This is a genomic window from Halorubrum salsamenti (assembly GCF_007671685.1).
In the GTDB taxonomy this organism is placed as follows: Archaea; Halobacteriota; Halobacteria; order Halobacteriales; family Haloferacaceae; genus Halorubrum; species Halorubrum salsamenti.
The window spans coordinates 354,213-366,995 of the sequence record NZ_VCNL01000003.1 but is presented as its reverse complement, the minus strand read 5'-3'; the positions used below and the strand labels follow the sequence as shown (position 1 = coordinate 366,995).

Genomic DNA, 12,783 nt, shown 5'->3' with positions numbered 1-12,783 from the left:
AGATGTCAACCGACCTGTCCATCGACGCCGACTGGAGCGCGCAGTACATCGACGGCGAGTGGGTCGCCGCCGGCGACGACGAGACCATCGCCGTCGAGGACCCCTCGACGCGCGAGGCCGTCGCCGAGGTGCCGAGCGCGACCGAGGGCGACGTCGACGACGCCTACGAGGCCGCGGCCGCCGCACAGGAGGAGTGGGCCGAGACCCCGCCGGCGCAGCGCTCGGCGGTCGTTCAGCAGTTCCTGCAGGCCTTACGGGAGCACGACGAGGACGTGGTCGACCTGCTGGCCCACGAGGCCGGCGGCTCGGCGATCATGGGCGAGACCTCGATCCAGATCGCGTCCGACCACGCCGGCGAGGCCGCGACGCTGCCCCGCCGGATGAAGGGCGAGCACGCCGAATCGAACATCCCCGGCAAGGAGAACGTCGTCGAGCGCGGGCCGAAGGGCGTGGTGACGGTGATCTCGCCGTGGAACTTCCCCCTGAACCTGAGCGCGCGAGCCGTCCTGCCGGCCATCGCCGCCGGGAACGGCGTCGTCCTCAAGCCGTCGACGAACTCGCCGATCACGGGCGGGCTGCTGTTCGCGAAGCTCTTCGAGGAGACCGACCTCCCCGAGGGCGTGCTCAACGTCGTCACCGGTCGCGGCTCCGAGATCGGCGACCGCGTCGCCGGCCACCCCGAGAGCGACGTGGTCTCCTTCACCGGCTCCACGTCGGTCGGCAAGCACGTCGCGGGGCTCGCGGGCGAGAACCTCGCGGTGCCCGCGATGGAGCTCGGCGGCAACAACGCGTTCGTCGTCACGGACGACGCCGACCTCGACCGCGCCGTCGACGCGGCGACGTTCGGCTCCTTCGTCCACCAGGGGCAGGTGTGTATCTCCGTCAACCGCCACGTCGTCCACGAGGACGTGTACGACGAGTACGTCGAGAAGCTCACCGAGCGCGCCGAGGCGCTCGCGGTCGGCAGCGCCCACGAGCCCGACACGGTCGTCGGGCCCATCATCGACGAGTCCCAGCGCGACGAGATGCTGGAGTACGTCGAGCGGACCGTCGACGCCGGCGCGACCCTCGAAACCGGCGGGGAGACCGCCGACCTCGACGGCGTCGACGACTCGCTCGTCGTGCGGCCCACCGTCCTCTCGGGCGTCACGAACGACATGGCCGCGGCGTGTAACGAGCACTTCGGCCCCATCGCGCCCGTGATCCCCTTCTCGGACGTCGACGAGGCGGTCGCGATCGCCAACGACACCGAGTACGGGCTCTCCGGCGCCGTCCACGCCGGCGACCTCGCGGTCGCGAAGGAGATCGCCGGCCGCATGGAGACCGGGAACGTCCACATCAACGACCAGCCGATCAACGACGAGGCGCACGTCCCGTTCAGCGGGGTCGGCGCCTCGGGCGTGGGCGAGTACAACAGCGACGCGTTCCTGCGGGAGATCACGGAGACGAAGTGGATCTCCGTCCAGCACGATCCGCGCGAGTACCCGATCTGAGGGCCGTTCGAAGCGGCTCCCTCCGCTACTCCTCGTCTGCTTCGTCCGCTTCGTCCGCTTCGTCCGGCTCGGTCGGCACGCCCCCGAGGTTCCCCTCGTCGTCGAACAGCTTGGCGCGCAAAAAGCGGGTTCGGTACCGGTTCGCGCCCTCCTTCGTGTCGGCCTCGCGGATCTCGTCGATCCGGCCGTCGGCGACCGCGTCGATGATCTCTTCGACCTGCTCTTTCTCGCTCGGCGTCAGCTCGAACTCGTAGGTCCGGGGCTGCTCGCTCTCCAGTCGGGTCCACTTGCGCGCGGCGCTCACGACGACCGAGCAGGGCTCGCGGCAGGGGAAGGCGCCGTCGCCGCCGTCGACGTCGAGGTCGGTCTCGTCGTCGTACCCCCACTCGCGGCGCTTCAGACACTGCGAGTCGTCGCAGCACGCCTCCGCCACCCAGTCGACGTGCTCGTGGCCCTCGCCCCGGTCCCACGTCTTCACGACGCCGTAGATGCCGGACTGCCGCTCCATCGTCTCGCGCCAGTGGGTCACGTCGAGCTCGCCCTCGCGCTCGCGGTGCCAGTTGGCGACCGTCGCGGGGTAGACCGTCTCGACCGCCTCGTAGGCGTCCCGCGGACCGAGGTCGGGGAAGACCCAGCCGCCCGCGAGCGTCGGCGCGGTCTTGAGGGGCCGGTACCGTCCCTTCTCGTCGAGCTTGACGAGTTCGCGGGCGTCGAGGGGGTCGTCGTAGCGGTCGAGTTCGTCGGCCGGGACGCCGGCGTCGTCGGCGTGGCGCACGTCGTACCGGCGCTCGCCGCGGTCGGTGACCGTGGCCGTTATCTTCAGCTCGCCCCACGCGCGCTCGATTCCCTCCGCGAGCGCGGCGTACCGAGTCGCCACCGTCGCGCCGTCGGCGTCCTCCAGCCAGCGCAGGAACGCGCGGCGCGGGCCGAACTCGCCGACGACGCGTTCGAAGGCGTACCAGTCCGTCACCTCCGCGGCGCGCTCTGACAGCGCCTCGTGGAGTTCGCGCTCCGACAGCCCGGTCCGGCGGTCGCCGTCGGCGGGGTCGAGGCGGTACTCGCCCGTCGCGTCGTCGTCCCGCGCGACGCCGAACCCCTCGAACCGGAGGGGATCGCCGGCGTCGCGGTCGGCGAGCGCGTCGAGCACCGCGTCGAAGGCGTCGCTCGGCAGGTCGATGTCGGGGACCTCCGGACCGGCCTCGGGGTCGCCGCCGGCCGCGGCGCCCTCGCCCGTCGTCGCGTCGGAAGTGGGTTCCGGCACGGTCAGTCCCCCGTGGCGACGCGGGTCGTCTCGCGCACGTCGTCGAGCGCTGTCCCGAGGTCGGCGCCGGCGTCGGCCGCGCGCTCCAATATCACGTCGGCCATCAGGGGTTCGGTGCCGACCGCGCCCGCGTACCAGATCCGGGTGCCGTCGACCGTTTCGGGCACGTCGTACCCCTCCGTGTGGTCCTCGCAGAGCCCGACGTCCTCCGGGATGTCCTCCTGGGTGTGGTAGCCGTCGGCGATGAACAGCGGGACGAGGACGACGTCGTCGCTCTCGAAGAACTCGGGGAGGTCGTCGACTTCGGGCTCTTCGTCCATGTAGAGCGCCCGCACCTCGTCGAAGCGGTCGCGCTCGGCGATCCGGTCGGCGTGGTACTCGATCGCCTTCGCGCTGTTCTCGTTGCGCTCGGTGCCGTGGCCGACGACGGCGAGGCCGAACCCCTCGCCCACGTCGGGGTCGCCGGTGACCGACTCCGCGCGCCGGACGATCACGTCGGACATCGCGCGGTGGGTCCCCACCGGGCCGCAGTAGTGGACCTCGCGGTCGATGTCCTCGGCGACGAGGGTGGCCTGATCGGCCGAGAGGCCCTCGGAGTCCCACTCGGAGACGTCCCAGCCGTCGAGCCGGAGCTCGCGGGGGATCACCTGTTCGGTGAAGTAGCCCTCGGAGACGAACAGCGGGACGACGTATATCTCGTCGCCCTCGACGGTGCGAAGCACCTCGCGGAAGTGCGGCTCCTCCTTCCAGAAGCCGGTGCGCACCTCGTCGAAGGCGCCGGTCGCGCGGACGGTGTCCGCGTGGTCGTACGTCGGCGCGCTCGACCCCGGATTGAGGTGTGAGCCGTGTGCGACGATGACGAGCGACTGCATACGCACGCTGGGGGCGCGCCGCTCTTAGGGACTTCGGCACGTGCGAGGCCGTGGGAAACCGACGCCCGTCCCTCGCTCCCGAGGCGACGACCGAAACCGCCATGCCGCCGCGCGTCGCAGGTCCGCCCATGTCGCTCGCAGCCGAGACCCGCGAGGCCGCCCGGGAGCGCCCCTTCGTCCTCGACGCGCTCCGCGCCGGCGTCCTCAACCACAGCGCCGCCGCCGCGTGGCTGGCCGACGAGGCCGGCCTCGACGGCGACCCCGACGCGATCGCGACCGCGCTCCGACGGTTCCGCGAGGAACTGCCCGACTACGCGACCGTCGACCGCGCGGCCAGCGTGTCGATGCGGAGCGGGGTGGGAGTCGTCGACGGCGACGGTGGCGATGTCGACGGTTCCGCCGCCGACCCCCTCCTCCGCGCCGGCGGTGCGGCGGTCGTCCCCGAGGGGCGCGAGACGGCCATCCTCGCGACCGGCGCGGTCGACGCCGCGGCGCTCGCGTCGGTCCTCCGCCGGCTCGCGGCCGCCGAGGTGGCGGTCGAGGCCGCCGGCGTCGCCGGGGAGGCGCTCGTCGTCGTCGTGGGGCGGCGCGACGGCGCGACCGCGGTCCGGGTCGTCGAGGACGCGCTGGCGGCGGTGCCGAGCGACGGAGCCGTCGACGCGGGCGGATGAGACCCCGCACGCTTTTCTAACGCGGTCTGATAGGTAGGGGCGATGAACGCCGTCACGCTCGGCCCCGCCGGCACGTACTCGCACCGTGCGGCGCGGGCCGTCGCCGCCGAGGTGTCGTTCCGCGAATCGGTCACCGCCATCGTCGACGCCGTCGCGGCCGGCGAGTTCGAGCGCGGAGTCGTCCCCATCGAGAACAGCATCGAGGGCTCCGTCTCGGAGAGCCTCGACGCCTTGGCCGACCACGATGTCGCGGTCACCCGCGAGGTCGTCACCCCGATCCGCCACGCCCTCCTCGCGCAGGGGTCGGAGTTCGACGTCGTCGCCAGCCACTCGCAGGCGCTTGCGCAGTGTCGCAACTGGCTGGAGGCCAACCACCCGGACGCGGGACTCGAAGCGGTCGCCTCCACCGCCCGCGGTGTCGAGCGCGCCCGCGAGGACGCCCGCGTCGCCGGGATCGGGCACCCGGACAACGCCGGCGACGACCTCACTATCCTCGCCGAGGACATCCAGGACCGCACCTCCAACGCGACTCGATTCCTCGTCGTCGCGCCCGAGTCCGCGCGGTCGGACGCCGGTGGGAAGACGACCCTGATCGTCTACCCGAACGCGAACTACCCCGGGCTTCTGCTGGAACTCCTGGAGGCGTTCGCAGACCGCAACCTCAACCTCTCGCGGATCGAGTCGCGTCCGAGCGGCGAGCGCCTCGGCGACTACCTGTTCCACTTCGACGTCGACGCCGGCCTCTACGAGGACCACATGGCGGCCGCCGTCGAGGACGTGGAAGCGATCGCCGACAACGGGTGGGTCAAAGTGCTCGGGTCGTACGACACGGAGCACGTGTTGGAGTAAGGACTCATCGAGCCGTCGGCGATGCAATATTTAAACCCAGAACGGAGACGGCTGTTTATAACTGAACGCGGCGGTGCGGTGGCGCGCGCCACCGAGTGGCCGCCACCGGCGGCCACGAGGAGCGCGTGCGAGGTCGCCGGCGGCTTCGCCGCCGGCTGCCCCGGAGCGAAGCGACGGGCGACCGACGAGGCTGGGGATTTGGAAGAGTTCTCCGCCGATCTGCTGTCAACCATTTATAAACGATCGAGAGAGTTCGATGGTCGTCACCACGACGGCAACGACCACTTTGAAACGCGAATCCGCGCCCTACTTGAACCGGTACGTCGCGCCGTCCGGGCCGTCCTCGATCTCGACGCCGACGTCGCGGAGCGCGTCCCGGAGCTCGTCGGCGCGCTCGTAGTTGCCGGCCTCGCGCTCGGCCTCGCGCACGTCTAAGACGAGTTCGACCAGCTCGCCGGCCAGATCGACGTCGCCGTCGGTCGCCGACTCGAACTGGAGCCCCAACACGTCGCCGGCGAGGTCGTCGAACGCCTCGACGGCCTCGCGGAGGGCGCGGTAATCGTACGCTTCCGAGGACCCGTCGTCGACCCCGTCCACGTGCCGGTTCACCGCGTCGGTGAGGTCCAGCAGCGCCGCGGTCGCCTCCCGGAGGTTCAGGTCGTCGTTCATCGCGGCCGCGAAGTCCTCGCGAGCCGTCTCGACGGCCGCGCGAAGCGCCTCGTCTTCGGCCTTCGCACGAGCCGCGGTGGAGTCGAGCGCCTCGACCGCGCGGTCGTAGGTGCGCGAGAGCCGCTCCCAGCGCTCCTCGGCCTCCGCGATCGTCTCCTCGGTGAGCGCCTGCTCGGAGCGGTAGGCGGCCCCGGCGTAGAAGGTGCGGATCACGTTGACGCCGAGTTCGTCGAGGGCGTCGGGGACGGTCCAGAAGTTACCGATCGACGAGGACATCTTCTCGCCTTCCATCTCCAGCAGGCCGACGTGGAGCCAGTGGCGCGCGAACGTCTCGCCGGTGGCGGCCTCCGACTGCGCGATCTCGTTCTCGTGGTGCGGGAAGACCAGGTCACGTCCGCCCATGTGGACGTCGAGGGTGTCGCCGAGGTGCGTCGTCGACATCGCCGAGCACTCGACGTGCCACCCGGGGCGGCCCTCGCTCCACGGCGACGCCCACGTCTCGCCCGCGGGCGTCTCGTCGCCGTGGTCGTGCTTCGCGTGCTCGCGCGCGGCGGTCTCGCTCACGCCGTCGGCCTTCCACAGCGCGAAGTCCGCGGGGTTGCGCTTCTCCGACCGCTCGTCGGGCTCGCCCTGCGCCTCGAGCGCGTCGACCTCCTGGTTCGAGAGCTTCCCGTAGTCGTCGAAGCTCGTCACGTCGAAGTAGACGGAGCCGTTCGACTCGTAGGCGTACCCCCTCTCGATCAGCGTCTCGACGAGGTCGACGATCTCCGGGACGTGTTCGGTGACGCGGGGGTACACCTCCGCGCGCAACAGATTCAGCCCGCGCATCGCGCCGAAGGTGGTCGCGGTGAACGTCTCGGCCACGTCGCGCTCGCCGGTCCACTCGTCGCGCTCGCCGACGCGGGCCGTGATCTTCTCGTTGACGTCGGTGACGTTCTCGACGTGGCGCACGTCGTAGCCGACGTGTTCGAGCCACCGGTGGAGCACGTCGGCGTGGAACCACAGGCGGGCGTGTCCGAGGTGGGGGTCGTCCGACACCGTCAGGCCGCAGACGTACAGCGTGACGTCGCCGTCGGCCGTGAACTCGACGCGCTCGTCTTCCAGGGTGTCGGTAACGACGAGACTCATTACCGGCTCGTACCTCCGGAGAGCCTTTTAAACCGTCGGATCGAGCAGGTTGAATCTGTTCGTTATCCCGTGTTTGTACTTTTAAGAGTCAGAGAAAGAGCGTCATCCCGACTTGGATCGCTGCGTATCCGAGTACCATCACGACTATGAGCTTGATCAACAGCCCCGGGATGTTGTTCGGGATCTCGTTCCACTGCTCCGCGATCCCCGGTCCTTCCGTCTCTACTGCTGCCGGTGTCGTCCCGTTGTTTCCGAATATACCCTCTCCGAACATCCGCTCTAACTCGGAATCCTGCCTATCCATCATCGCGTCAAGCTCGTTGTAATCGTCGAACCGATTCTTGATCTGGCTGACGTACGATGCTGAACAGTCACACGCGTCCGCGATCTCCTGATTTGTTGCATTCGGATTTTCCCACCACGTGAGGAGGATGTCCCGTTGCAGCCCCGTTTTGGAACCATTTCCCATACCTGCGACAACATAATTCTCCTTGATAATGTCTTCTATAGAATAATGACTCATAGGACAATAACTCCGAGAATAGTAGTCGGCTGGACCGGTCGGTCTTCGAAATCCGGGCTCTCTGTTTATCTAATCGACCTCGCGCGCGTTACTCGCGGGTCGGGGCGTACGGGTCGTCCGCCTCGCCGCTCGTCCCGTCGTTTTCGTCCACGTGCGAGGAGGCGCCGCCGGCGACTGAGCCCTTTCGGGCCGCCGGTTTCGATTGAAAAGGACCGCGGGCCGCTACTCCACGATGTCGATCGCCGGGCGCCCCGGCTCGGCCTTCCGGACCACGCTCTCGTCGGCGTCCGCGGCGCGCTCGACGCGGACCGGGGCGTCGAATTCGCGCTCGATCAGCCACGAGGCCGCGCGCAGCGCGTCGTACTCCTCGTCGCCCGACAGGGTCTCCTGTAGCGCCTCGCGGTTCGCCTGCAGGTCCTGCCCGTACGAGGCGGCGTCGTCGCCCTGCTCCCGGATGTGGCTCTCCCCCATCAGCTCCGAGATGAGGTTGTCGGCGTCGCTGTCGATCGCGATGTCCAGCGCGTCGTACTTCCAGTCGGGCGCGACGACCACGTCGATGCGCTCGGGGTCCTCGATACCGGCGACCTCGACGATGTCGCGCACGTCCTCGCGGGTGTTCGCGACCAGTCGGCGGCGGCGCTCGACCGTCTCGCGGTCGACCGTCGCGGTCGGCCAGTCGGCCTCGACGACGAACCCGTCGCGGTCCAGCGTCGCCCACAGCTCCTCTGCGAGATGCGGGACGACCGGGGCGAGCAGGCGGACGGCGACGTCCAGCCCGCGCTCGTACGTCTCCGGGTGCGGCTCGGCGTGGTCCCGGTAGCTCCGGAGCGTCCCCACGAGGTCCTGCGCCTCGCGCAGCGCGACGTTGAACGTGAGGTCGTCGTACTCACCGCCCGCGATGGCGACGGCGGCGTCGATCTCGTCGGCGACGTAGTCGTCGATTTCATCGCGGTCGGCGTCCGCGTCCGCGGTCGCCGCGTCGCTCGCGGCGTACGCCTCGACCAGGTCAGTCAGCCGCGCCAGGAACCGGTGCGTCGACTTGACCCCCTCCTCGGACCAGTCGAAGTCGCGCTCGGGCTGGGCCGCCTGCATCATGAACAGCCGGGCCGTGTCGGCGCCGTACTCCTCGACGATGCGCTGCGGGGAGACCGTGTTCCCCTTCGACTTGGACATCTTCTCGCCCTCCAGCTGGACCATCCCCTGGGCCAGCAGGTTCGTGAACGGCTCGCGGTGCTGTAACCCCTCCTCGTCGGCCAGCACCTTGGTGACGAACCGCGAGTACAGCAGGTGCATCACGGCGTGTTCGATGCCGCCGACGTACTGGTCGACCGGCATCCAGTCGTTCGCGCGGTCCAGGTCGAAGGGGACCGCCTCGTCGCCGGGCGAGACGTACCGCAGGAAGTACCACGAGGAGTCGACGAACGTGTCCATCGTGTCCGTCTCGCGGGTCGCGGGCCCGCCGCACTCCGGACAGGTCGTCTGCTTCCACTCCTCGGCGGCGTCGAGCGGGTTCCCGGTCGTGTTGATGAACTCCGGCAGCTCGACCGGCAGGTCCGCCTCGGGCACCAGCACCGAGCCGCAGTCGTCGCAGTGGACGACCGGGATCGGGGTCCCCCAGTAGCGCTGTCGGGAGATCCCCCAGTCGCGCAGGCGGTACTGGGTGGTCGCCTCGGCGCTCTCGATGTCCTCGGTCAGTCGCTCGCGGGCGGTCTCGCTGTCGAGCCCGCTGTACTCGCCGGAGTTGATCACGACGCCGTCGTCGGTGAACGCCGCCTCGCTCACGTCGGGGGCGTCCGGAACCGTCTCGCCGTCCCAGTCGTCGGGCTCCGGGGCGACCACCGGCTCGATGTCGACGCCCATCTTCTCGGCGAACGCGTGGTCGCGGTCGTCGTGGCCGGGGACGGCCATCAGCGCGCCCGTCCCCACGTCCGAGAGGACGAAGTCGGCGACGAAGACGGGGATCTCCTCTCCCGTGGCCGGGTTGGTCGCGGTGAGGTCGGTCGCGACGCCGTTGGGCTCGTCGCCCTCGGGGTCGGCCTCCTCCTCGACGAAGCGCCGCACGTCCTCGTCCGAGTCGGCCAGCGCCTCGCTGATCGGGTGGTCGGGCGCGAGCGCGAAGAACGTCGCACCGTGGATCGTGTCGACGCGTGTGGTGAACGCCTCGACGGGGCCGTGGCCTTCGATATGGAAGTCCAAGGTCGTCCCGTGCTGGCGGCCGATCCAGTTGCGCTGCATCTGACGCACCGAGTCGGGCCACCCCTCCAGCTCGTCGATCGCGTCGATCAGCTCGTCGGCGTACTCCGTGATCTCCAGGAACCACTGGTCCAAGTCGCGGGTCTCGACGGGGGTGTCACAGCGCCAGCACAGCTCGTCGTCGCCCTCCACCTGCTCGTCGGCGAGGACGGTCTCGCAGGAGGGACACCAGTTCACCTCGGCGTCGCGGCGCTCGACGAGCCCCGCCTCGTGGAACCGGCGGAAGAGCCACTGGTTCCACTGGTAGTACTCGGGGGTGCAGGTGGTGACCTCGCGGTCCCAGTCGTAGCCGAACCCCATCGACCGCATCTGGCCTCGCATCGTGTCGATGCAGTCGAACGTCCAGTCGCGGGGGTTCGTGTCGCGCTCCTTGGCGGCGTTCTCGGCCGGGAGCCCGAACGCGTCCCACCCCATCGGATGAAGCACGTCGTCGCCGCGCATCCGGCGGTACCGGGCGTACGCGTCCGTGATCGTGTAGTTTCGGACGTGGCCCATGTGGAGCTTCCCGGACGGGTACGGGTACATCCCCAGCACGTAGGTGGGGTCGTCCACCTCGTCCGGCGTGCGATACACGGAGGCGTCGTCCCACGCCTCCTGCCACCGTTTCTCGACCGCGGTGTGGTCGTAACCCTCCTGAGACATCTGCTTATATACTCGTGGAGGGGTCGGCGTCGTATAGCTTTCCATCCGGTGGTGCGGCGTGGCACACCACCTCGTGGGCGGTGATCGACCGGCAAACGGAGATCGCCGCCTACAGCTTCTCGGCGTTCCGCGCCTGCTCGACGCGGCGCGTCGCCTGCTCGACTCGCTTCCCGGTCGCGTTCGCGAGCCCCGGCGGGAGTCCGTCTCGCGCCGCCGCGAGCCGCTCTTCGATCCGCGCGATCCGGTCGAGCACGTTCTCTAACTGGCGGTTCGTCCCCTCACCGTCGCCCTCGCGGGCGCGCTCCTCGGCCCGCTCCGCTTGGTCGACCGCGGCGGCGAGGGCGCGCTCGAGCCCGTTCACCGCGTTCGAGGGGCCGCCTCCCGCTCCGCCGCCGGGACTTCCGTCGCCATCGTCGTCGCTATCGCCGTCATCGCCGTCGCCGTCACCGCTCTCGGCCGCGGCCGCCGCCACCTCCGCCCGCGTCTCCTCGGCCACGTCGGCGACGTAACCGGCGAGCGACGCCGCGCCGGTCTCGGGCCGGTCGATCCGAATCGGGCCGTTCCCGCCGTCGTCCCCGCCGTTCGATCCCGGCGGGTCCGGATTGACCCGATACGCGCCGACCTCGTCGTCGGCGTCGCGCACCTCGGTCGTGTACGCGCCGCCCGCGTGGACGTACACGGCGTCGCTCCCGTCGACCGCCGAGTCGTAGATCCGGCCGGCGAAGTCGTCCTCGATCGCGTTTCGGGTCACGTCGACGTCGCTCTCGGCGTCCGACAGCTCCACCTTCGTCGCGTTCTCGCGGGCGACGAGCGGGATCTCGCCGTCGACGCCCGCGGTCGTCACGGGCTCGTCCGCGGCGACCGTCAGCTCCTCGCTGTGGGGGGCCTGCCCGGCACCGTTGACGGTCAAGCGGTGGTCGCCCTCCGGAACTCCGTTGGCGACCGCGACCCCGCCGGCGAACGTGGGGACCGCTTCCGGGTCGCTCTCGATCAGCACGAACGACTCGGTGACCGCGTCGGTCGTCGTCAGCCCCTCGCCGTCCGGGGCCTCGTCGGTCTCGGTCGCTCGGGTGACGCGGGCGACGACCGCGTCGAGCCCCGCGGCCGCCTCGGCTCCGAACGACTCGTCGGCGGCGATGGCCTCGTACCGGTCGGCGAGCTCCGACCGGTGGTTGCCGGCGGTCACGTCGAGCGCGGGGTTCTCGTAGCGCGGCTGGTCCCACGGGACGCCCGTGGTCGTGATGTGGCCGGCGACGGCGTCCTCGACCGCCTCCGGGACCGCGAACTCGAAGCTCAGCTGCGGGCCGGTGAACGACGATATCTCCTCCAGCTCGGCGGTCTCGACGAGCTCGTACCCGACCACCTCCTCGGCGGTCTCGTCCGCGGCCGCGTCCTCGCGGTCGGCGTGTCGGAAGGCGATCCCCGTCTCCCGGAGCGGGAGGTCGGTCGGCGGAGAGCGCAGCGCGTCGAGCGACCGGATCGTGAGCGCGCCGTCGACCAGCGACTCGGCGGTGACCGAGGGGAGGTCGGGGTGCTCGTAGATCGGCGCGCCCTCGAACTCGGGGACGACGAACGGGAGTCGGGCTCCCTCGTCGCGGGGGAGGCCGTACGCGATGGGGATCCCGAGGAGGTCCTCGACGGTGTCGATCGTCGTGTTCGTGATGTCCGCGAGCAGTCCCTCCTCGCCGACGCGCTGGAACCGGTCGGGGATCTCGTTGACCGAGAGCGTGCTGGAGTGCGAGCCGAGCTCGGAGAGGATCCGCGGGACGGCGTCTGGGTTCGGATCGAGGAACTCGTTGTTCGGCACGCTCCGGGAGTGGGAGCTGGCGACGAACAGCTGCGGGTCGCCGGTGTCGAGGTCGACGAAGACGTGGAGCACCTCCCAGTCGTGCCAGTGGAAGTTGGCGGTGAACTGGTCGAACGCGGAGTACATCCAGAACTGGACGACCGCGAGCGGGGAGTCCTCGTACCGGACCCCGTTGTAGAAGACGGTCGGGTTCGGCGGCTCGCCCGCCTCGTCGTACCGCTCGTGGTAGCCGTCGAACGCCGCGAACCCGTCGACGACCGTCTCGCCGTCCTCCTCGACCGCGTACGGCCGCGGGTCCGTCGGGAACCACGGCTCGGCGGAATCGAAGTACAGCGTCGGCGCGAACCGGGACGCGAGTTCGTCGAGGGTGTCCGGGTTGAGGCCGCCCGTTTCGGCGTCGCTCGGCATCGAATCGGAGCCGGAGCCGGAACAGCCCGCGACCGCGGCGCTCCCGGCCCCCGCGAGCGCGCCGAGGACGGTTCGACGGTCGACGCCGGATGCGGGCCGATCACCGCCGGACTCAGACCGATCACCGCCGGATTCGGGCCGACCGGCGCCGGAGGCGGCACGATCGGTCACGGGCGGACCTCCGAGCCGTCCGTGGGTGGGGCGTCC

General features: G+C 70.2%; 9 protein-coding genes. 3 read left to right on the top strand and 6 right to left on the bottom strand.

Annotated features, from left to right (window positions below; translation table 11 throughout):
* The first annotated feature begins 2 nt into the window (after positions 1-2).
* Positions 3-1,493, top strand: a complete 1,491-nt coding sequence (locus tag FGL94_RS10855; protein WP_144924740.1) for an aldehyde dehydrogenase family protein — start codon at positions 3-5, stop codon at positions 1,491-1,493.
* Positions 1,494-1,518: 25 nt separating this feature from the next.
* Here FGL94_RS10855 and FGL94_RS10850 read toward each other — a convergent pair whose 3' ends face one another.
* Positions 1,519-2,670: a DR2241 family protein gene (locus FGL94_RS10850; RefSeq protein ID WP_241659161.1), complete on the bottom strand. Its 1,152-nt coding sequence runs from the start codon at positions 2,668-2,670 to the stop codon at positions 1,519-1,521.
* 86 nt (positions 2,671-2,756) lie between these two features.
* On the bottom strand, positions 2,757-3,626 hold the full coding sequence (locus tag FGL94_RS10845) for a CbiX/SirB N-terminal domain-containing protein (protein WP_144924734.1): 870 nt from the start codon (positions 3,624-3,626) through the stop codon (positions 2,757-2,759).
* Positions 3,627-3,754: 128 nt separating this feature from the next.
* Here FGL94_RS10845 and FGL94_RS10840 point away from each other — a divergent pair, with 128 nt between their 5' ends.
* Both FGL94_RS10840 and pheA read left to right on the top strand, forming a co-directional pair.
* Complete coding sequence (locus FGL94_RS10840; RefSeq protein WP_144924731.1) at positions 3,755-4,297, top strand: DUF7523 family protein; 543 nt, start codon at positions 3,755-3,757, stop codon at positions 4,295-4,297.
* A gap of 42 nt (positions 4,298-4,339) precedes the next feature.
* Positions 4,340-5,146 carry a prephenate dehydratase gene (gene pheA / locus FGL94_RS10835; RefSeq protein ID WP_144924728.1) on the top strand — a complete coding sequence of 269 codons (807 nt, stop codon included), beginning with the start codon at positions 4,340-4,342 and terminating at the stop codon, positions 5,144-5,146.
* Positions 5,147-5,452: 306 nt separating this feature from the next.
* Here pheA and cysS read toward each other — a convergent pair whose 3' ends face one another.
* From cysS to FGL94_RS10815, 4 genes are all read right to left on the bottom strand, one after another.
* A complete protein-coding gene (cysS, locus tag FGL94_RS10830; protein WP_144924725.1) occupies positions 5,453-6,943 on the bottom strand; it encodes a cysteine--tRNA ligase in 1,491 nt (496 codons plus the stop codon).
* Between the two features lie 88 nt (positions 6,944-7,031).
* Positions 7,032-7,412 (bottom strand): MarR family transcriptional regulator, encoded by a 381-nt coding sequence (locus tag FGL94_RS10825; RefSeq protein ID WP_144924722.1) that lies wholly within the window; start codon positions 7,410-7,412, stop codon positions 7,032-7,034.
* A 276-nt stretch (positions 7,413-7,688) separates the two neighbouring features.
* Positions 7,689-10,361 (bottom strand): leucine--tRNA ligase, encoded by a 2,673-nt coding sequence (gene leuS, locus FGL94_RS10820; protein ID WP_144924719.1) that lies wholly within the window; start codon positions 10,359-10,361, stop codon positions 7,689-7,691.
* A 109-nt stretch (positions 10,362-10,470) separates the two neighbouring features.
* Positions 10,471-12,747, bottom strand: coding sequence for a hypothetical protein (locus FGL94_RS10815; RefSeq protein WP_144924716.1), 2,277 nt, complete (start codon positions 12,745-12,747; stop codon positions 10,471-10,473).
* Between the last annotated feature and the right edge of the window lie 36 nt (positions 12,748-12,783).